Source organism: Paraburkholderia kururiensis JCM 10599 = LMG 19447, assembly GCF_003986935.1.
Classification (GTDB): Bacteria; Pseudomonadota; Gammaproteobacteria; order Burkholderiales; family Burkholderiaceae; genus Paraburkholderia; species Paraburkholderia kururiensis.
Window position 1 is genome coordinate 193,047 of record NZ_RJZE01000010.1, and the last position, 20,102, is coordinate 213,148.

17 protein-coding genes are annotated in these 20,102 nt (G+C 65.4%); 12 read left to right on the forward strand and 5 right to left on the reverse strand.

Annotated features, from left to right (window positions below):
- Positions 1-99 precede the first annotated feature (99 nt).
- The 3 genes from thrC to PKKP23_RS14270 all read right to left on the reverse strand — a co-directional run bounded on the left by thrC (position 100) and on the right by PKKP23_RS14270 (position 4,285).
- Positions 100-1,551 (reverse strand): threonine synthase, encoded by a 1,452-nt coding sequence (gene thrC / locus PKKP23_RS14260; RefSeq protein ID WP_017776757.1) that lies wholly within the window; start codon positions 1,549-1,551, stop codon positions 100-102.
- 45 nt (positions 1,552-1,596) lie between these two features.
- Complete coding sequence (locus PKKP23_RS14265; RefSeq protein WP_126877364.1) at positions 1,597-2,934, reverse strand: homoserine dehydrogenase; 1,338 nt, start codon at positions 2,932-2,934, stop codon at positions 1,597-1,599.
- A gap of 103 nt (positions 2,935-3,037) precedes the next feature.
- Positions 3,038-4,285, reverse strand: coding sequence for a pyridoxal phosphate-dependent aminotransferase (locus tag PKKP23_RS14270; RefSeq protein ID WP_126877419.1), 1,248 nt, complete (start codon positions 4,283-4,285; stop codon positions 3,038-3,040).
- A gap of 388 nt (positions 4,286-4,673) precedes the next feature.
- Between PKKP23_RS14270 and PKKP23_RS14275 the strand changes: the two genes are divergently transcribed.
- From PKKP23_RS14275 to PKKP23_RS14330, 12 genes are all read left to right on the forward strand, one after another.
- Positions 4,674-5,048: an Mth938-like domain-containing protein gene (locus PKKP23_RS14275; protein ID WP_017776754.1), complete on the forward strand. Its 375-nt coding sequence runs from the start codon at positions 4,674-4,676 to the stop codon at positions 5,046-5,048.
- A 372-nt stretch (positions 5,049-5,420) separates the two neighbouring features.
- The gene (locus PKKP23_RS14280) at positions 5,421-7,130 is read left to right on the forward strand and encodes a glycosyltransferase family 39 protein (protein ID WP_126877366.1); all 1,710 of its coding nucleotides are present in this window, start codon (positions 5,421-5,423) and stop codon (positions 7,128-7,130) included.
- A gap of 106 nt (positions 7,131-7,236) precedes the next feature.
- Entirely contained in the window at positions 7,237-7,608 is a 372-nt protein-coding gene (locus tag PKKP23_RS14285) for an SMR family transporter (RefSeq protein ID WP_017776752.1), read from the forward strand.
- A 78-nt stretch (positions 7,609-7,686) separates the two neighbouring features.
- Positions 7,687-8,847 carry a DegT/DnrJ/EryC1/StrS family aminotransferase gene (locus PKKP23_RS14290; protein ID WP_126877367.1) on the forward strand — a complete coding sequence of 387 codons (1,161 nt, stop codon included), beginning with the start codon at positions 7,687-7,689 and terminating at the stop codon, positions 8,845-8,847.
- 238 nt (positions 8,848-9,085) lie between these two features.
- The gene (locus PKKP23_RS14295) at positions 9,086-10,153 is read left to right on the forward strand and encodes a glycosyltransferase (protein WP_126877368.1); all 1,068 of its coding nucleotides are present in this window, start codon (positions 9,086-9,088) and stop codon (positions 10,151-10,153) included.
- Positions 10,150-11,085: a formyltransferase gene (locus PKKP23_RS14300; RefSeq protein WP_042298901.1), complete on the forward strand. Its 936-nt coding sequence runs from the start codon at positions 10,150-10,152 to the stop codon at positions 11,083-11,085. Before PKKP23_RS14295 ends, PKKP23_RS14300 begins: the two co-directional genes overlap by 4 nt.
- On the forward strand, positions 11,082-12,149 hold the full coding sequence (locus PKKP23_RS14305) for a bifunctional UDP-4-keto-pentose/UDP-xylose synthase (protein ID WP_017776748.1): 1,068 nt from the start codon (positions 11,082-11,084) through the stop codon (positions 12,147-12,149). The genes PKKP23_RS14300 and PKKP23_RS14305 overlap by 4 nt, the downstream gene beginning before the upstream one ends.
- A gap of 12 nt (positions 12,150-12,161) precedes the next feature.
- The gene (locus PKKP23_RS14310) at positions 12,162-13,058 is read left to right on the forward strand and encodes a polysaccharide deacetylase family protein (RefSeq protein WP_126877369.1); all 897 of its coding nucleotides are present in this window, start codon (positions 12,162-12,164) and stop codon (positions 13,056-13,058) included.
- 203 nt (positions 13,059-13,261) lie between these two features.
- Entirely contained in the window at positions 13,262-13,723 is a 462-nt protein-coding gene (locus PKKP23_RS14315) for a peroxiredoxin (protein ID WP_017776746.1), read from the forward strand.
- A 351-nt stretch (positions 13,724-14,074) separates the two neighbouring features.
- The gene (locus PKKP23_RS14320) at positions 14,075-15,931 is read left to right on the forward strand and encodes a PhoH family protein (protein ID WP_026121838.1); all 1,857 of its coding nucleotides are present in this window, start codon (positions 14,075-14,077) and stop codon (positions 15,929-15,931) included.
- A gap of 269 nt (positions 15,932-16,200) precedes the next feature.
- On the forward strand, positions 16,201-17,436 hold the full coding sequence (locus PKKP23_RS14325; protein WP_126877370.1) for an NlpC/P60 family protein: 1,236 nt from the start codon (positions 16,201-16,203) through the stop codon (positions 17,434-17,436).
- A gap of 88 nt (positions 17,437-17,524) precedes the next feature.
- The gene (locus PKKP23_RS14330) at positions 17,525-18,331 is read left to right on the forward strand and encodes an SDR family NAD(P)-dependent oxidoreductase (protein ID WP_017776743.1); all 807 of its coding nucleotides are present in this window, start codon (positions 17,525-17,527) and stop codon (positions 18,329-18,331) included.
- Between the two features lie 28 nt (positions 18,332-18,359).
- Here the strand turns inward: PKKP23_RS14330 and PKKP23_RS14335 are convergent, their stop codons facing one another.
- Complete coding sequence (locus PKKP23_RS14335) at positions 18,360-19,370, reverse strand: inorganic phosphate transporter (RefSeq protein ID WP_017776742.1); 1,011 nt, start codon at positions 19,368-19,370, stop codon at positions 18,360-18,362.
- A 12-nt stretch (positions 19,371-19,382) separates the two neighbouring features.
- Complete coding sequence (locus PKKP23_RS14340; RefSeq protein WP_026121837.1) at positions 19,383-20,009, reverse strand: DUF47 domain-containing protein; 627 nt, start codon at positions 20,007-20,009, stop codon at positions 19,383-19,385.
- Positions 20,010-20,102 lie beyond the last annotated feature (93 nt).

Genomic DNA, 20,102 nt, shown 5'->3' on the forward strand with positions numbered 1-20,102 from the left:
CCGCGTGCGCGGCGGGCGTCCGGGCCCTCTTCTGCCCGTCGGCCGCCGCGCGGTGGAACCACAACGTTCAGCGGGCCTCTAGCGGCCCCTCGGCGTGCCTCATTCGCCCGTATGCGTGGCGATGAAGTCCTTCACGCGCTGCGCGTCGGCCGGCAGCACGTCGAACCGTTGCGGCAGCGCTTCGAGCCCCTCGAACGCGGCCGGACGCTGCGGCTCGCGCTGCAGCGCCTCGCGAATGGTCTCGCCGAACTTGACCGGCTGCGCCGTCTCCAGCACGACCATCGGCACGCCCGGTTGCAGATGCTCGCGCGCGACTTTGACACCGTCGGCCGTGTGCGTATCGATCATCGTCTCGTAGCGCGAAAACACGTCGCGGATCGTCGCGATGCGGTCTGCGTGCGTGCTGCGGCCCGACACGAAGCCGAACTCGTGCACGCGTGCGAAGTCGCCGCTCGCCGCGAGATCGAAGCCGCCCTTCTCTTCCACGTCGCGGAACAACTGGACCACACGGGCCGGGTCGCGGCCCAGCAGGTCGTAGACGAAGCGCTCGAAGTTCGACGCCTTCGAAATATCCATGCTCGGGCTGCTCGTGTGCCACGTTTCGGCAGCCTTGCGCACGCGGTAGACGCCCGTGCGGAAGAACTCGTCGAGCACGTCGTTCTCGTTGGTCGCCACGACGAGCTTCTCGATAGGCAGGCCCATCATGCGCGCGATGTGGCCCGCGCAGACGTTGCCGAAGTTGCCCGAGGGCACCGTGAACGACACGCGTTCGTCGTTCGACTTCGTGGCCGCGAAATAGCCCGCGAAGTAGTAGACGACCTGAGCCACCACGCGTGCCCAGTTGATCGAGTTCACCGTGCCGATCTTGTGCTTCGCCTTGAACGCGTGATCGTTCGACACCGCCTTCACGATGTCCTGGCAATCGTCGAACACGCCTTCCACCGCGAGGTTGAAGATGTTCGGGTCCTGCAGGCTGTACATCTGCGCCGTCTGGAACGCGCTCATCTTGCGGTGCGGCGAGAGCATGAAGACGCGCACGCCGGCCTTGCCGCGCATCGCGTACTCGGCGGCGCTGCCGGTGTCGCCCGAGGTGGCGCCAAGGATGTTCAGCGTCTCGCCCGTGCGCGCCAGCGTGTACTCGAACAGATTGCCGAGCAGTTGCATCGCCATGTCCTTGAAGGCGAGCGTGGGACCGTTCGACAGTTCGAGCAGCGCGAGCGGCGTGCCGTTTTCCACGCCGAGCCGGTGCAGCGGCGTGATCTGCGCGGCGTCTTCGCCGGCGCGCACGTTGCAGTACGTCTGCGCCGTGTAGGTGCGCCGCGTGAGCGCGCGCAGGTCGTCGTGGGCGATGTCGTCCGCGAACTTCGCGAGCACTTCGAATGCGAGGTCCGCGTACGACAGCGTGCGCCAGCGCGCGAGTTCCTCGGCCGTGACGCGCGGATACTCACGCGGCAGATACAGCCCGCCGTCTTTCGCGAGGCCGCCAAGCAGGATGTCGGAGAAGGAGTGACGCTCGCCGGCTCCGGCGCCGCGTGTGGAAACGTAATTCATGTGCGCTTTCCTGCGTGAGTTTCGGGTGCGGTCACTGGCTTGCGCTCAATCGAGCGATTCCATGCGCAGCTTCGTGACCTTCGACACGACGGTCGTAAGCGCCTCGATTTGCGCAATCGCGGCGTTGATGTTCTTTTCGAGCGTCTCGTGCGTGATCAGGATGATGTCGGTCTCGCCGCGGCCGCGTTCGTCCACCTGTTCGGACTCCTTCTGCAGGAGCGCGTCGATGGAAATGCCCGTGTCCGCGAGAATGCGCGTGATGTTGGCCAGCACGCCCGTCACGTCGGCCACGCGCAGGCGCAGATAGTAGCCGCTCGTCACTTCGTCGATGGGCAGGATCGGCGTGTTCGCGAGGCTGTCCGGCTGGAACGCCAGATGCGGCACGCGATGCTCCGGATCCGCCGTATGCAGGCGCGTCACGTCGACGAGGTCGGCGACCACGGCCGAGGCCGTCGGCTCCGCGCCCGCGCCCTTGCCGTAATAGAGCGTGGTGCCCACGGCGTCGCCGTGCACCACCACCGCGTTCATCGCGCCTTCCACGTTGGCGAGCAGACGCCGTGCCGGAATCAGCGTGGGGTGCACGCGCAGCTCGATGCCGCGGTCCGTGCGGCGCGCGATGCCGAGCAGCTTGATGCGGTAGCCGAGTTCCTCGGCATAGCGAATATCCGTGGCCGAGAGCTTGCTGATGCCTTCCACGTAGGCCTTGTCGAACTGCACGGGCACGCCGAACGCGATTGCGCTCATGATGGTGGCCTTGTGCGCGGCGTCCACACCTTCGATGTCGAAGGTCGGATCGGCTTCCGCGTAGCCCAGCGCCTGCGCGCCCTTGAGCGCGGTGGCGAAGTCGAGGCCGCGCTCGCGCATCTCGGAAAGAATGTAGTTCGTCGTGCCGTTGATGATGCCGGCGATGTACTGGATGCGGTTCGCCGTGAGCCCTTCGCGCAGCGCCTTGATGATGGGAATGCCGCCCGCCACCGCCGCTTCGAACGCGACCATCACGCCCTTCGCGTGCGCGGCTTCGAAGATTTCCGTGCCATGCACGGCGAGCAGCGCCTTGTTGGCCGTCACCACATGCTTACCGTTGGCGATCGCGCGCAGCACGAGTTCGCGCGCAATACCCGTGCCGCCGATCATTTCCGCGATGATCGAGATCGACGGATCGTCGACCACGGCGTTGAAGTCGCTCGTGATATCGACCTCTCCCGCACCGCCAATCGTGGCGAGCGCGGCCGTCGCCTTGGCGGGATTGCGCACCGCAATGCGCGTGATTTCGATGCCGCGTCCCGCACGGCGTTTGATTTCTTCCTGATTGCGGCGCAGTACCGTGAAGGTGCCGCTGCCCACCGTGCCGAAGCCCAGCAGTCCAACTTTGATCGGTTCCATGCAGCGTGTGTTTCTAAGGTGCGGGTTGATATGAAAAGGAACAGGCCGGGACAAAACAGATGCCGCACGTGCGGTGCTCACCTGCGCCGGCCCGGGCTCCGGCTCAGGTTGCGTGACGCTTGCGGTAACCGTCGAGGAAGCGCGCGATGCGGTTGATCGAATCGGCGAGGTCGTCGACGTTCGGCAGGAACACCACGCGGAAATGGTCGGGCGACTTCCAGTTGAAGCCCGTGCCCTGCACGAGCAGTACGCGTTCGGCGAGCAGCAGGTCGAGAATGAACTGCTGGTCGTTTTCGATCGGATACAGCTTCGGGTCCAGACGCGGGAACATGTAGAGCGCGGCCTGCGGCTTCACGCAGCTCACGCCCGGAATCGCCGTGAGCATTTCGTGCGCAAGTTCGCGCTGACGATAAAGGCGCCCGCCGGGTGCAATCAGCTCGTTGATGCTCTGGTAGCCGCCAAGCGCCGTCTGGATCGCGTACTGGCCCGGCACGTTCGGGCACAGCCGCATGGAGGCGAGAATGCCGAGCCCTTCGCAATAGTCCTTCGCACGCCGGCGGTTCTCGCCGCCGAGGCCCGAGAGGAACATCCAGCCGGCGCGGTAGCCGCACGAGCGGTAGCTCTTCGAGAGGCTGTTGAACGTGACCGTGAGCACGTCTTCGGAGAGCGCGCCGATCGAGGTGTGCTCGCGGCCGTCGTAGACGATCTTGTCGTAGACCTCGTCGGCAAAGATGATGAGGCCGTGCTGGCGCGCAATCTCGATCAGGCCGAGCAGCAGGTCGTCCGGATAGAGCGCGCCGGTGGGATTGTTCGGGTTGATCACGACGATCGCACGCGTGTTCGGCGTGATCTTCGCGCGGATGTCGTCGAGGTCGGGCAGCCAGCCGTTCGCCTCGTCGCAGATGTAGTGGACGGGCGTGCCGCCCGAGAGGCTCACGCCGGCCGTCCACAGCGGGTAGTCGGGCGCGGGCAGCAGCACTTCGTCACCGTCATTGAGAAGCGCCTGCATCGCCATCACAATTAGCTCGGACGCGCCGTTGCCGATGTAGATGTCGTCCAGTTCGACGCCGCGCACGCCCTTCTGCTGCGCGTAATGCATGATCGCCTTGCGCGCCGAGAACACGCCCTTCGAATCCGAATAGCCTGACGAATCGGGCAGGTTCAGGATCATGTCCTGAATGATCTCGTCCGGCGCATCGAAGCCGAACGAGGCCAGGTTACCGATGTTCAGCTTGATGATGCGATGACCTTCCTCTTCGAGGCGCTTCGCGTGCTCGAGCACGGGCCCGCGGATGTCATAGCAGACGTTCAACAGCTTGTTGGATTTGAGAATCGGTTTCACGGCGGGCAGATGAAGCAATAGGAAGCCAGGAGTTTCGTCAGGGCAATGGCTCGGGTGGCGCGGCAGGCTGTCCCCGTAACCTGACCCGGTCTCACGACCCGCTCCCACGATGGATGGGATGGCAAGCGTGAAGCGGTGCAATGGCGCGCGATGGGTGCCTTGGCTTGGGCATTCGCGGTCCGTGGCTTGTGGCGGGCGGCGCGCGAGGCGGGAAGCGCCGCGTGGGCGGCTAAAAAGCTATAATTTAGCGGATTTTGTCGGACTTCCGCAATGCAAGAACCGCGGCGGCAGGCCTCGAGGTCGGTCTGGATGGCCCCGATCGAGCCGTTCGACGCGCGGGGGCCCATGGCGGCACACCCATTGCGGCCCCGCATTGCCACAACCCGGAACACCGATTTTGAAATTACATCAGGACTCGAGCGGCGCGCTCAATACCGTCACGGGATACGGCCCCGACTACGTCGACATCAATCTCCAACGTCATACCGGCAGCGTCATCGTGCGGCCCGACGCACCGGTTGCCGCCTGGCCCGTCTCCTCGTTCGACGCCCTCACCCCCGAACTCTTCGAACAGTTGCTTTCCCTCGCGCCCGAGGTGGTCGTGTTCGGCAGCGGCGAGCGGCTGCGCTTTCCCCACCCGCGGCTCACGGCCGTGCTGACGGGCCGCGGCATCGGCGTCGAGACCATGGACTTCAAGGCCGCCTGCCGGACCTACAACATCCTCATGGCCGAAGGCCGCAAGGTCGCGGCGGCGTTGCTGATCGAAGCCTGAGCAACGTCCCGGCGAGGCCCGAAGACGGGCTGCGGCAATCAGCCCGAACGGGCCGCCTGCCCGCCTGCAGCCGTTCATTTTTCCGTCCTCGCGCCGCGATGGCGTAAACTGCGCGGCAGTTCGCGGCCGGCCGGCTTCGCCGTAGGGTCGTTCCGCCGTAGGGTCGGGCAACATCCGCGCGTGCGAGTTTCCGCCGAACTTCGGGCCATCGGTATGGCGATGCTGTGCCGCAGCCTTCCGTGCCCGCCGCGATGCTGTGCCGCAGCCTTCCGTGCCCGCCGCGAGGCAGTGAAGCGAAACGCCGCCCCATGCCGCTTTCCCCGGACCGCCCGGCCCCCTGTCATTCCCGAACAACAACAGGTCATATCACCCATGAACGATACGCCGTCCCGGCTACCGCTCAATCGAACCACCATCCTCCTGCTTGTCGTGGCGCTCGCCGTCATCTGGTTCGTGCCGCTCGGCTGGCGCCATTTGCTGCCGAGCGACGAAGGCCGCTACGCCGAAATGGCGCGCGAAATGTTCCTCACCGGCGACTGGATTACGCCGCGCTACAACGGCTATAAGTACTTCGAAAAACCGCCGCTGCAAACCTGGGCCAACGCGCTCACGTTCGCGGCGTTCGGCATCGGCGAATGGCAGGCGCGGCTCTACACGGCGCTCGCCGGCTTCGCGGGCGTCCTGCTGATCGGCTTTACGGGCGCGCGCGTGTTCAATGCGGCGGCCGGCGTGTTCGGCGCCCTCGTGCTTGCCACGTCGCCGTACTGGAACCTCATGGGCCACTTCAACACGCTCGACATGGGCCTGTCGCTGTGGATGGAGCTCACGCTCTGCGCGCTGCTGCTCGCCCAGCGCCCCGGTCTGCCCAGGAATCAGGCGCGGCTCTGGATGGGGCTGTGCTGGGCCGCGATGGGGCTCGCCGTACTCTCGAAGGGCCTGGTCGGCCTGATCCTGCCGGGCGCCGTGCTCGTGGTCTACACGCTCGTCTCGCGCGACTGGGCGCTCTGGCGCCGGCTCTACATCGTGAGCGGCCTCGTGGTATTTCTCGCCATCGTGCTGCCCTGGTTCGTGCTGGTGCAGGACCGCAACCCCGAGTTCTTCAATTTCTTCTTCATCGTCCAGCAGTTCCGCCGTTATCTGACCCCGGAGCAGAACCGGCCCGGAGCGTTCTACTACTTCGTGCCCGTGCTGCTCGTCGGCTTCCTGCCGTGGCTTTCTGTCGCGGGGCAAAGCCTGCGCCATGCGCTGCGGCTGCCGCGCCAGCCGAACGGCTTTTCGCCGGTGCTCATGATGGTGGTCTGGACCGCCTTCATCTTCCTCTTCTTCAGCGCGTCGCATTCCAAGCTGCTCTCGTACACGCTGCCCATCGCGCCGCCCATCGCGCTCATGATCGGCCTGTACCTGCCGCTCGTGCCGCGCGAGTCGTTCCGGCGCCATCTGCTCGGCTACGCGGTGTTTCTCGTTGTCGCGGCGATTGGCGCGCTGTGGCTGTCGCGGCTCGGCGATGCGCGCAATCCCAACGCGTTGTACCGCGCGTTCCAGGTGTGGGTGGAGGCGGCCATCGCGGTCGCGTTCGTGCTCACGCTTGCGGCGCTGTGGCTAGTCCGAGGCCGCCGCCGTGGCAGCGCGGCGGATGGCAACCGCGGCGCCGGCATCGGTGCGGCTGCGGTCGCCTTCGGCGCCGCCTGGCTCTTGCTCGGCACGATTGCCGGCACGGGCCACGACGTGTTCGGCCGCCTGAGTTCGGGCGCGCCGCTCGCGCCGGCCGTGAAGGCCGAACTCGCGAAACTGCCGCCCGATACGCCCTTCTATTCGGTGGGCGTACTCGATCACACGCTGCCGTTCTATGTGAACCACACGATGATCATGGTCGAGCATCCGGACGAACTCGCGTTCGGCGTGAGCGTCGAGCCGCAAAAATGGGTACCGACCATCGACGAATGGCTGCGGCGCTGGAAGGCCGACCGTTACGCGCTTGCGCTCATGTCGCCGCAGCGCTACGAGCAGTTCGCCGCGCAAGGCTTGCCGATGCGCGTTGTCGCGCGTGATCTGCGCCGCGTGGTGGTCGAGAAGCCGTATTGATGCAGACCGATGGGCCGGCACCGGCACGCGCCGGCGCGGCCCGCAGGCAAACGCTCTGAAACCCTGCGAAAGAACCCTCAAGAACCGAGGAAATGGACACCCTTCGATGAATCCCGTCTCGCTCATCTGCATCCTCGCCGGCGTTGCCCTCAACGCCTGCGCCCAACTGCTGCTCAAAGCCGGCGTCAGCGCCGTTGGACACTTCGAATTCACCCGTGCGAACATCCTTCCGGTCGGGCTCAAGCTCGCCATGCAACTGCCTATCATCGGCGGCCTTGCATGCTATGTGGTGAGCGTCGTCGTGTGGATTCTGGGCCTGTCGCGCGTGGACGTGTCCGTTGCCTACCCCATGCTCTCGCTCGGCTACGTCGTCAACGCGTTCGCCGCGTGGTATTTATTCGGCGAAGCGCTGACGGTCCAGCGGCTCGTCGGCATCGGCATCATTCTGATCGGCGTGTTCATCCTGGCGCGCAGTTGACGCGCCGCTTAAGCTTTTCGTAAGCAGCAGGCCGTCATCCTTGCAGGTCGCACCCTTTTTCTTCGAATCCAGCCACTCATGACCCAGCCAACCGACTCGTCCTTGCCGTTCCTGCCGTTCGTGCGCCCCGAAATCGACGAAGCCACCATCGCGGGCGTAGCCGACGTATTGCGCTCGGGCTGGATCACGACGGGCCCGCAGAACACCGCCTTCGAAGCCGCGCTCTCGGAATTCTGCGGCGGCCGGCCGGTGCGGACCTTCAACTCCGGCACCGCCACGCTCGAAATCGGTCTGCGCATTGCCGGCGTGGGTCCTGGCGACGAGGTCATCACCACGCCCGCGTCGTGGGTCGCCACGAGCAACGTGATCCTGGAGGTGGGCGCAACGCCCGTGTTCGTGGACATCGATCCGCGCACGCGCAACATCGACCTCGAGCGCGTCGAAGCCGCCATCACGCCGCGCACGAAGGCGATCATTCCCGTCTACCTCGCGGGGCTGCCTGTGGACATGGACCGTCTCTACGAGATCGCGCGCCGCCACCAGCTGCGCGTGATCGAAGACGCGGCCCAGGCCTTGGGCTCCACGTGGCACGGCGAGCGCATCGGCAAGCTGGGCGACATCGTGTCGTTCAGCTTCCATCCGAACAAGAACCTGACCTCGATCGAGGGCGGCGCGCTCGTGCTCAACAACGAGGACGAAGCCGTGCTCGCGCAGAAGTACCGGCTGCAGGGCATCACGCGCACGGGGCTCGACGGCATGGATTGCGACGTGCTGGGCGGCAAGTACAACCTCACCGACGTCGCGGCGCGCGTCGGGCTCGGCCAGATGCCGCATCTCGCGCGCTTCACCGCGCAGCGCAAGGCGCTCGCACGGGCCTATTTCGCCGGCTTCGAAGGCGGCGCCGCGGTGCGCCTCGGCGTCGGACTGCCGGTCGCGGATTTCGAGAACAGCAACTGGCACATGTTCCAGATCACGCTGCCGCTCGAACGGCTCTCGATCAGCCGCGGCGAATTCATGGAGCAGTTGAAGGCGCGCGGCATCGGCTCGGGCGTGCACTACCCGGCCATTCACCTTTTCACGCTGTACCGCGCGCGCGGCTTCAAGGAAGGCATGTTCCCGCACGCGGAGCGCTTCGGCGCGAGCACGGTCACGCTGCCGCTCTTCACGCAGATGACCGCGGACGACGTGACGCGCGTGTGCCGCGCTGTGAACGAAATCTGCGGAACCTGCGCGAAATGAGTACGCACTGAGTACGAAACGGGCGCAAAACGACGACGAAACAAGCAGGAAAGAAGTACGAAACGAGCGCGCAATGAACGCACGCGCGCGCAACCGAAGTACGTCGGGCCGCCGCGGCAGCCCGACGCGCTGAACCAGGCGCAAGACCTGGGAGCCGCCCTCCGTGAGCCGAACCTGAGCGGAGAGCCGAACGGAGACGGATGGAAGCGCAACCCCTCGAAACGGAAAACAACGACACATGAGTCAAACCGAACATCGCTCCTCGCTGCTGGACCGGACCGAACGGCCCGAGGTCTCGGTCGTCATCCCCGTCTACAACGAGGAAGCCGGCCTCGCGGCCTTGTTCGCGCGTCTTTATCCGGCGCTCGATGCGCTCGGCACCGGCTACGAAGTGATCCTCGTGAACGACGGCAGCCGCGACCGCTCGGCCGCGATGCTCGCCGAGCAGTTCCGCGTGCGCCCCGACACCACGCGCGCCATCCTGCTCAACGGCAACTACGGCCAGCACATGGCGATTCTCGCGGGCTTCGAGCACGCGCGCGGCGACATCGTCATCACGCTCGATGCCGACCTGCAGAACCCGCCCGAAGAAATCGGCAACCTCGTCGCGAAGATGCGCGACGGCTACGACTACGTGGGCACCATCCGCCGGCAGCGCCAGGACTCGCTGTGGCGGCGCAAGGCGTCGCGCGCCATGAACCGGCTGCGCGAGCGCATCACGCGCATCAAGATGACCGACCAGGGCTGCATGCTGCGCGCCTACAGCCGGCACATCGTCGATACGATCAACCGCTGCGGCGAAATCAACACCTTCATTCCCGCGCTCGCCTACACCTTCGCGCAGAACCCCGTGGAAATCGAAGTGGGTCACGAGGAGCGCTTCGCGGGCGAGTCGAAGTACTCGCTCTACAGCCTGATCCGGTTGAACTTCGACCTCGTCACGGGCTTTTCGGTGGTGCCTCTCCAGTGGCTCTCGTTCATCGGCGTGATCCTCTCGCTCGGCTCCGCTGCCCTCTTCGTGCTGCTGCTGATTCGCCGCTTCATCATCGGCGCGGAAGTGCAAGGTGTGTTCACGCTGTTCGCCATCACGTTCTTCCTGCTCGGCGTGATCATCTTCGCGCTGGGGCTGCTCGGCGAATACATCGGACGCATCTACCAGCAGGTGCGGGCACGTCCGCGTTATCTGATCCAGACCATTCTCGAGGACCGCGACGCGCAGGCCTTGCGCGCAACCAGCGCGGCCGGCCCGTCCATCGTTTCTACCGCTTCCACCGCTTCTTTCGCCGATCCGGGGGCGAATCCATGAAACCGCGTGCTGTCGTATTCGCCTATCACAACGTCGGCGTGCGCTGCCTGCAGGTGCTGCTCGCGCGCGGCGTGGACGTCGCGCTCGTGGTCACCCACGAGGACAACCCCGCCGAGAACATCTGGTTCGGCAGCGTCGCTTCGGTGGCGGCCGAACACGGCATTCCCACCATCACGCCCGCTGATCCGAAGAGCGCGGAGTTGCGTGCAGCCGTGAGCGCCGCACGGCCCGACTTCATCTTCTCGTTCTATTACCGCCACATGCTGCCCGCCGACCTGCTCGCGCTCGCCGCGCGCGGCGCGTACAACATGCACGGCTCGCTGCTGCCGAAGTACCGCGGCCGCGTGCCGGTCAACTGGGCGGTGCTCAACGGCGAGACTGAAACCGGCGCGACGCTGCACGAGATGGCGGCGAAGCCCGACGCGGGCGCGATCGTTGCCCAGACGCCGGTGCCGATCCTGCCCGACGACACGGCCGCACAGGTGTTCGACAAGGTGACGGTCGCGGCCGAACAAACGCTGTGGCGCGTGCTGCCCGCGCTGCTCGCGGGCGAGGCGCCGCATCTGCCCAACGACCTCGCGCACGGCAGCTATTTCGGCGGCCGCAAGCCCGAAGACGGCCGCATCGACTTCGCGAAGCCCGCCCGCGAGGTCTACAACCTGATTCGCGCCGTGGCGCCGCCCTACCCGGGCGCTTTCACCGACGTGGACGGCCAGCGTTTCGTGATTGCCCGCGCGCGGCTCGCGCCGCCGGGCGCGGTCCCCGCGGATTTGCCGCCGGGCCTCGCGGTAAGCGATAATGCCCTCCTCGCGATCTGCGGCGACGGCCGTGCGATCGCCATTCATGAATTGCGGCACCAGCACGACGGCATCGAGACCGTCGTCACGCCGGCCGGATTCGCCCAGCTCATTCATTCTTCCCGTCATTCATGAAAACCGAAGGTTTCGCCAAAAAAGTCCTGATTCTGGGTGTCAACGGCTTCATCGGCCATCACCTGTCCAAACGCATTCTCGAAACCACCGACTGGGAAGTCTTCGGGATGGACATGCAGACCGAGCGCCTCGGCGACCTCGTGAATCATGAGCGGATGCACTTCTTCGAAGGCGACATCACGATCAACAAGGAGTGGGTCGAGTATCACGTGAAGAAATGCGACGTGATCCTGCCGCTCGTCGCGATCGCCACGCCCGCCACCTATGTGAAGCAGCCGCTGCGCGTGTTCGAGCTCGACTTCGAGGCGAACCTGCCCATCGTGCGCTCGGCCGTGAAGTACGGCAAACATCTGGTGTTCCCGTCGACCTCCGAGGTCTACGGCATGTGCACCGACGAGCAGTTCGACCCGGACGCCTCGCCGCTCATCTACGGCCCGATCAACAAACCGCGCTGGATCTACGCGTGCTCGAAGCAGTTGATGGACCGCGTGATCTGGGGCTACGGCATGCAGGAAGGGCTCAACTTCACGCTGTTCCGTCCGTTCAACTGGATCGGGCCGGGCCTCGATTCGATCTACACGCCGAAGGAAGGCAGCTCGCGCGTGGTCACGCAGTTCCTCGGCCACATCGTGCGCGGCGAGAACATCAGCCTCGTGGACGGCGGCGCCCAGAAGCGCGCTTTCACCGACATCGACGACGGCATCGACGCGCTCATGAAGATCATCGAAAACAAGGGCGGCGTGGCGTCGGGCAAGATCTACAACATCGGCAATCCGTCGAACAACTACTCGGTGCGCGAGCTCGCGAACAAGATGCTTGCGCTCGCCGGCGAGTACGCGGAATACGCGGATACGGCCAAGCAGGTGCAGCTCGTGGAAACGTCGTCGGGTGCTTACTACGGCGCCGGCTACCAGGACGTGCAGAACCGCGTGCCGAAGATCGACAACACGATGCAGGAACTCGGCTGGGCGCCGAAGTCCACCTTCGACGACGCGCTGCGCAAGATCTTCGAAGCGTATCGCGGCCACGTCGCCGAGGCGCGCGCGCTCGTCGAGCAGCAGTAAGCGGGACGCGCCTTGGCCCGTATCGTCCTGAAGATCGACGTCGACACGCTGCGCGGCACGCGCGAAGGCGTGCCGAATCTCGCGCGCATCTTCGACCGCTTCAAGGCCCGTGCCACGTTCCTGTTCAGCCTCGGCCCGGATCACACGGGCTGGGCGCTGCGCCGCGTGCTGCGGCCGGGGTTTCTCAAGAAGGTGTCGCGCACGTCCGTAGTGGAGCACTACGGTGTCAGGCAGTTGATGTATGGCGTGCTGCTGCCAGGCCCTGACATCGGCGTGCGCGCCGCGGCCGAAATGCGCGCCATCCACGAAGCCGGCTTCCAATGCGGCATCCATACGTGGGACCACGTCTACTGGCAGGACAACGTGCGCAGCCGCTCGCGCGAGTGGACCGTCGCCCAGATGCAGCAGAGCCACGCGCGCTTCGTCGACGTGTTCGGCACGCCGCCCGTCACGCACGGCGCGGCCGGCTGGCAGATGAACGACGCGGCATTCGAGCAGATCGACGCGTGGGGCATGCACTACGCGTCCGACGGACGCGGACATACACCGTACCGGCCGGTGGTCAACGGCCGCACGCTCGCGCACGTGCAGATGCCCACTACGCTGCCCACGCTGGACGAAGTGTTGGGCGTGGACGGCATCGACGAGGGCAACGTCGCCGACTGGATGCTCAAGCGCACCGAGAACAATCCCTGCGACCAGGTGTTCACGCTGCACGCCGAGCTCGAAGGCCAGAAGCTTGCGCCCGTGTTCGAAGCGCTGCTGGCAGGCTGGCGCGCGCAGGGCCACACGTTCGCCACCATGGGCGACTACTACGCGACGCTGGACCACAACGCGCTGCCATCGTACCCTGTCACGTGGGGCGAGATTCCCGGCCGCTCCGGCGAGTTGATCGTTCAGCCCGATTGACTGTCGATCGACTCCCGATCGATCTACGGTCGATCCCGCCGCTTCAGCAAGCCCGTTTCCCCGCAGCACGCGCGCGTCGCATCGAGGTGCAACGTGCCGTGTCTGCCGGCCGTTCCCGCTCCAGACGTGCGGCCTGCGCGATACCGTCGTGCGGCGCACATCGTCCGTCATGTCCGTCATAAAACCAACAACCGGAGAAACACGTGCCCATCGCAGTCGACCAACCCGTCCCCGACTTCACCGCTCAGGCGACTGGCGGCGATTTCACGCTTTCCAGTCTTCGGGGCAAGAAGGTGGTGCTGTATTTCTATCCCAAGGACAACACGCCGGGCTGCACGACCGAAGGCCTGCAGTTCCGCGACCTGTACCCGAAGTTCAAGAAGGCCGGCGCCGAGATCGTGGGCGTATCGCGCGACAGTGTACGTTCGCACGACAACTTCAAGGCCAAGCTGGAACTGCCGTTTACCTTGGTATCGGATGCCGACGAAGCGCTCTGCTCGCTCTTCGACGTCATCAAAATGAAGAAAATGTATGGCAAAGAGGTACGTGGAATCGAGCGTTCCACTTTCCTCATCGACGGGCAGGGCGTGCTTCGCCAGGCGTGGCGCGGCGTGCGTGTGCCGGGCCATGTCGAGGAAATCCTGGAGGCTGTACAAGCGCTTTGAGGCGCGTTATATTGGGTTGCAATGAGTGCCTGTCCACCCCATTCTTTTCGCAGTCGTGCCCGCCGCCGTCCGGCCGTTCAGTTCGCCGACGCTGATGCCGCGAGGTACGACGCGACAATGGTAGTAGTCGAGCCGCTTGCCTCGCTTACCGGGGCAGCGGCTTTTTTGTTTGCGCCCCGCCGGAGTCTCCTCCGGTCACGCGTTTTTCCCAAGGAGCCCATCGAAAACCAGGCGAACCGGCATTTTCAGACCTGAGCGCGCCGCGATACGCCTTCATGAAACGCCAACCCGGCGTTCGCATGAAGCCGCAGACGGCGCACGATACTCGACCCGATTTTTTCGAGGGACACCATGCCTTTGCCTACCCCACCCAGCAAACTCGGCAACCTGCTGTCGCCTGACGAGTACAAGGCCAAAGCCCGCCCCGCAAAACCGGTGAAGAAGCAGGCAGCCGAAGGGGAATTCACCGATACGGCTGAGTACGGCGCGGCCAGCGTTGCCACGCCGATGACCGAAGCGGCGAACGCCGCCACCACCTTGCGGCAGGTGCCCCTGCCTTCGGCGCCCGCCATGGCCGCCGCGCTCGAGCCCGTGGCGCCCGCACCGCGTGCCCGCAAGAAACAGACGGCCGCGTTGCTGCAAACCCGCGCCGCCGAGGACGAACTCGAAGCGCCTGCCGTACCGCTCGCGCCCAGCAGGCCGGTCGCACCGGTTGCGCGCGATGGCAAATCCGCGCCGACCGAGGCACGTGCCGGCGCTGCGCCGCGCGCCCAGGGTTCGCGCAAGAAACGCGTTCACCCCGAAGAGGTGACGGAAGTCCGCAAGCTGTTCGTGCTCGACACCAACGTGCTCATGCACGACCCCACCTGTCTCTTCCGCTTCGAGGAACACGACGTCTATCTGCCGATGATGACGCTCGAAGAGCTCGACAACCACAAGAAGGGGATGTCGGAGGTCGCACGCAACGCGCGTCAGGTGAGCCGCACACTCGACTCGCTCGTCGCGAACGCAGGGCCGATTACGGAAGGCATTCCGCTGTCGCGCCTGGGCAGCCTCGAAGCGCTGGGCCGCCTGTATTTCCAGACGCAGCTCACGGAGATCGAACCCGTCGAGGGCCTGCCGCAAGGCAAGGCCGACAACCAGATTCTCGGCGTGGTCCGCGCGCTGCAGCGCGACCGGCAGGATCAGCTTGTCGTGCTGGTGTCGAAAGACATCAACATGCGCATCAAGGCGCACGCGCTCGGCCTGCCCGCAGAAGACTATTTCAACGACCAGGTTCTCGAAGACAAAGACCTGCTCTATACCGGCATCCGCGCCCTGCCCCAGGACTTCTGGACGAAGCACGCGAAGGGCATGGAAAGCTGGCAGGACACCAAGACCGGCACCACGTATTACCGCGTGACCGGGCCGCTCGTCGCGTCGATGCTCGTCAACGAGTTCGTGTACCTGGAGCCGCAGAACGGCGAGCCGGCGTTCCATGCGATCGTGCGTGAGCTCAACGGCAAGACGGCGCTGCTGCAAACCTTGCGCGACTACGGGCACCACAAGAACAACGTGTGGGGTATTACGGCGCGCAATCGCGAGCAGAACTTCGCGCTGAACCTGCTGATGGATCCGGAAATCGACTTCGTCACGCTGCTCGGCCAGGCCGGCACCGGCAAGACGCTCGTCGCGCTCGCGGCGGGCCTCGCGCAGGTGCTCGACGACAAGCGCTACAACGAGATCATCGTGACGCGCGCGACCGTGCCTGTCGGCGAGGACATCGGCTTTCTGCCCGGTACCGAAGAGGAAAAAATGCAGCCGTGGATGGGTGCATTCGACGACAACCTCGAAGTGCTTCAGAAGACCGACGACGCCGCCGGCGAATGGGGTCGCGCGGCGACGCAGGAATTGATCCGCTCGCGGCTCAAGGTGAAGAGCATGAACTTCATGCGCGGCCGCACTTTCGTGGACAAGTACCTGATCATCGACGAGGCGCAGAACCTCACGCCCAAGCAGATGAAGACGCTCGTCACGCGCGCGGGCCCCGGCACGAAAATCATCTGCCTTGGCAACATCGCGCAGATCGATACGCCGTACCTCACGGAGGGCAGCTCGGGCCTGACATACGTCGTAGACCGCTTCAAGGGTTGGGCGCACAGCGGCCACGTCACGCTGGCGCGTGGCGAACGCTCGCGGCTCGCAGACTACGCCTCGGACATCCTGTAGGCCGCCCGCCGTCTGCCGTCGCCGGCTCGCCCGGCGGCGCGAGTCTCACCACGAACCGCATCCGGATTGCCGGATGCGGTTCTTTTTTTGCCCGTCCCGGAAGGGCGCCGGATCGACGCCGGCGCCTCCCGCCAACTGAACGGCAATACAACACTTAGCGCGTAAACTTCACGTAACTTATGAGGATTGCTTGCCGGAGCCGCGTCGCACGGGCTACCATCGGCACATTCCCGTATCGGGCGCGCGCCGCTCAGGCGCCCGCTTCCGCCATGCTCCGTCTCTGGACTGTCCTGCTGATCGCATTGCTGCTGGCGGCGTGTTCGAGCCCTCCGCAGCGCGTGTCGCGCGCGGCAGGCGGCTCGGGTACATCCGGCGAAGCGTTTCGCACGAGGCCGCCGGGTCTGCCGAATTTCGTCGATCACAGCGTGGGACGCGAAGAAATTTCGATCCAGGCGATGAGCCTTGTCGGCGTGCCCTACCGCTGGGGCGGCAATACGCCGGAGAGCGGCTTCGATTGCAGCGGACTCGTGCACTACGTGATCGCCCGTGCCGCGTCGGTGAATCTGCCGCGCACGACGGCGGAAATGAGCGGACGCGGTGAATCCGTCGACCCCGACGAGATCGCCCCGGGGGACCTCATTTTCTTCAACACGACGGGGCGGCCACACTCGCACGTCGGCATCTACGTCGGCAAGTTGAGGTTCGTGAATGCGCCGTCCACGGGCGGCACGGTGCGCCTCGATTACCTGACAAACCCCTATTGGGCAAAGCGCTTCGACGGCATTCGCCGCGTCGCGTCGCCGAAGACGGCGCCCACGCCATTCGATGCGCCGGCTTACGAAGCCTCGACGACACCGCCTCAGCGTGGTCCGGCGCCGCGGATCGCGACCGCGGCGGGTGCGCCGTCGCCCGCACCGGCTCGCGTGGCAGCGGTTGCGCCGCCTGAGCCTCGCGTCGCGGCAAACGTGGCGCCGTCGCCCGCTTCGGCGCAAACCTATCCACCGTATCCGCAGGACGCAGGTCGTACGAGCGTGACTGCCGCCTCCGCTGCCACGATGCCAGCTGATGCGTTCGAACCGCCTCCGCCCCAGATGAGCGCTGCGCAACGGCAAGCTCAGGCGGCAGGCGCGATTGCCCCTTCGACGTCCATTACGTCGCTCTCGTCCGCCACGTCGGGCACGCCGACCGTCGCCGCGGCGCCGTCCGTGTCGGCACCGCAAGCTGCGCCTGCGGCCGGCACCGCCTTCGAGCCGTCGGGTAATCGCCCTGCGCAAGCCACTGCGGCGCGCGCCGCCGACCCCATCGACGCCGCTGCCGACGCATTCGAGCCGCCTCCGCCGGCCACCGTCGCGGTCCGGCAAGCCCAGCAGGCCCAGCAAACCCGACCCACAGGCGAAGCAACAGACGTCCAGGTCATGCGCGCCTCCACGGCATCGCGCGGCACGCCTGCGCCCACGCAATCCAGCGACGATCCCATCGCGCGCTTCGCCAACGGCAACTTCTGAGCGACACGCGCCGCCCGTCTCGCACGCGGCCGCCCGCAGCCTCTGCTATCGTTGCGCCGTAGCGTTCCTGCCGCGGAGGGTCAACACGATGGATCTCGAGCTTCGTAACAAGGTGGTACTGGTCACGGGCGGGAGCAAAGGCATCGGCCTCGCCTGTGCTCGCGCGTTCGGGCGCGAAGGCGCCAAGGTCGCGATCGTCTCGCGCGATCCCGCGAATCTGGCGCGGGCGCGTGAGCAGCTTGCCTCCGAAGGTCTGCACGTCCATCTGACCCGCGCCGATCTACACGAGCCGCACGCCGTGGCGGATCTGGTGGAAGACGTGACGACCTCCGTCGGGCCCATCGACGTGCTTGTCAACAGCGCCGGCGCCGCCCGCCGCTACGACCCCGAAACGCTCGACGCCGCCGCGTTCAAGGCGACCATGGAGGCCAAATATTTCCCCTACGTCTACACGCAGCAGGAGGTGCTACGGCGCATGGTGGAACGAGCGAAATCGGCCGGCACCGAAGACGCGGGCTCGATCGTGAACATCATCGGGATGGGCGGAAAGATCGCGAGCGACATCCATATTGCGGGCGGCGCGGCCAATGCGGCGCTGATGCTCGCGACCGTGGGACTCGCGCACTATCACGCCCGCTACGGCATCCGCATCAACGCGATCAACCCCGGCGCTACGCTCACCGAGCGGCTACAGGAGGCGCTCCAGCTCGAAGCCGCACAGCAAGGCCTGGACGCGGCCCAAGTGCTGGAGCAAGGGCAGCGCAAAGTCCCGCTCGGGCGCTTCGCGAAACCGGAGGAAATTGCCGAGGTCGCGCTCTTCCTGGCGAGCCGGCGCGCAAGCTACGTAACGGGCGCAATCATCCCCATGGATGGGGGTTCCGCGCCTCTCATCTGAACGGGCGGCAACCACCGCCCGCCGCGGGCTACAGGAAACGATGCCCCAGCCACCATCCCGCGGCAGCGAGCACCGCGGACGCCGGAATGGTGAGCACCCAGGCCCAGACGATATTGCCGGCCACGCCCCAGCGCACCGCGCTGAGCTTCTGGGTAGCGCCCACACCGACAATGGCGCCGGTAATAGTGTGCGTCGTCGAGACAGGAACGCCCATCGACGAGGCGATGAAGAGCGTCAGCGCCCCGCCCGTCTCGGCGCAAAAGCCGCCCACGGGCTTGAGCTTCGTGATCTTCTGGCCCATGGTGCGCACGATGCGCCAACCGCCGAAGAGCGTGCCGAGCCCCATTGAGAGATAGCAGAGCCCGATCACCCAGATGGGCGGCGCATCCGCCGTGGCGGAGGCATAGCCCGTGGCGATCAGCAGCATCCAGATGATGCCGATAGTCTTCTGCGCGTCGTTGCCGCCGTGGCCCAGGCTATAGAGCCCCGCCGAAATCAGCTGCAGGCGGCGAAAACGCCGGTCCACCTTGCTGGGTGGCGTGCGGAAATAGATCCACGACACCGTGAGCATGAAGAACGAGCCCAGCACGAAGCCGAGCAGCGGCGAAATGAAGATGAACGCCACGGTCTTCAGAATGCCGTCGACGTTCAGCGCGCCCCACCCCGACTTCGCGAGCGCGGCGCCCACGAGGCCGCCGATCAGCGCATGCGACGAGCTCGACGGAATGCCGTAGTACCACGTGACGAGGTTCCAGCCGATCGCGCCAACCAGCGCACCGAACACCACGTAGTGGTCCACGATGCCGGGGTCGATGGTGCCCTTGCCCACGGTCTGCGCGACCTTCAGGTGAAAGATGAAATAGGCGATGACGTTGAAGAGCGCGGCAAACGCCACGGCTTGCTGCGGCTTGAGCACGCCCGTCGAAACGACCGTGGCGATGGAGTTCGCCGCGTCGTGAAAGCCGTTCATGAAGTCGAACACGAGCGAGATCATGACGAGCATGGCCACCGCCCAGATTGCGAGTTGTATCGAATGCATCGTCTAGTCCGCTCAGGCGTTTTCCAGCACGATGCCTTCGATAATGTTCGCGAGGTCCTCGCACTTGTCGGTGATCGACTCGAGCAACTCGTAGATCGCCTTGAGCTTGATCAGCGTCTTGACGTCGTCTTCCTCGCGGAAGAGCTTCGACATCGCGGTACGCAGCACGGCGTCCGCTTCGGATTCGAGGCGGTCGATTTCCTCGCACGCCTTCAGAATCTGGCGCGCCTGCTTCATGTCCGAGAGCAACGCGACCGCGTTTTTCACCTGTGCGCTCGTGGCCGAGCAGATGTGCGCAAGCTGGCTCGCTTCGGACGTGACCGACTGCACGTCGTAGAGCCAGATTGCCGTGGCGACGTCCTCCATCAAGTCGAGGATGTCGTCCATGGTGGTGATGAGCTTGTGGATCTCGTCGCGGTCGAGCGGCGTAATGAAGGTCTTGTGCAGCAGGTCGATCGCTTCGTGCGTGAGCCTGTCGGCGGCCTTTTCCGAAACCTGGATGTTCTGCTTGTGGACCTCGGCTTCCCCGAGGTTGTCGATCAGAAGCTCGAGCTCCCGGCTTGCGGAAACGATGTGCTCTGCGTGGGCGTTGAAGATTTCAAAGAACTTGCCCTCGGTGGGCATAAATCGACCGAACATGGGAGTCCTGTAGTGGAATCAGGGTGCTGACACAAAAGTGCAATATTGTACCGTTGCAGCCTTGGGCACGCACCCGTCCCATGTCGTATCGCG

Bases quoted from the DNA above. Each gene is read 5' to 3' on its own strand.
- thrC (WP_017776757.1), bottom strand. From the start codon at position 1,551: ATGAATTACGTTTCCACACGCGGCGCCGGAGCCGGCGAGCGTCACTCC.
- PKKP23_RS14265 (WP_126877364.1), bottom strand. From the start codon at position 2,934: ATGGAACCGATCAAAGTTGGACTGCTGGGCTTCGGCACGGTGGGCAGC.
- PKKP23_RS14280 (WP_126877366.1), top strand. From the start codon at position 5,421: ATGAACGATACGCCGTCCCGGCTACCGCTCAATCGAACCACCATCCTC.
- PKKP23_RS14285 (WP_017776752.1), top strand. From the start codon at position 7,237: ATGAATCCCGTCTCGCTCATCTGCATCCTCGCCGGCGTTGCCCTCAAC.
- PKKP23_RS14290 (WP_126877367.1), top strand. From the start codon at position 7,687: ATGACCCAGCCAACCGACTCGTCCTTGCCGTTCCTGCCGTTCGTGCGC.
- PKKP23_RS14295 (WP_126877368.1), top strand. From the start codon at position 9,086: ATGAGTCAAACCGAACATCGCTCCTCGCTGCTGGACCGGACCGAACGG.
- PKKP23_RS14300 (WP_042298901.1), top strand. From the start codon at position 10,150: ATGAAACCGCGTGCTGTCGTATTCGCCTATCACAACGTCGGCGTGCGC.
- PKKP23_RS14305 (WP_017776748.1), top strand. From the start codon at position 11,082: ATGAAAACCGAAGGTTTCGCCAAAAAAGTCCTGATTCTGGGTGTCAAC.
- PKKP23_RS14320 (WP_026121838.1), top strand. From the start codon at position 14,075: ATGCCTTTGCCTACCCCACCCAGCAAACTCGGCAACCTGCTGTCGCCT.
- PKKP23_RS14325 (WP_126877370.1), top strand. From the start codon at position 16,201: ATGCTCCGTCTCTGGACTGTCCTGCTGATCGCATTGCTGCTGGCGGCG.
- PKKP23_RS14330 (WP_017776743.1), top strand. From the start codon at position 17,525: ATGGATCTCGAGCTTCGTAACAAGGTGGTACTGGTCACGGGCGGGAGC.
- PKKP23_RS14335 (WP_017776742.1), bottom strand. From the start codon at position 19,370: ATGCATTCGATACAACTCGCAATCTGGGCGGTGGCCATGCTCGTCATG.
- PKKP23_RS14340 (WP_026121837.1), bottom strand. From the start codon at position 20,009: ATGTTCGGTCGATTTATGCCCACCGAGGGCAAGTTCTTTGAAATCTTC.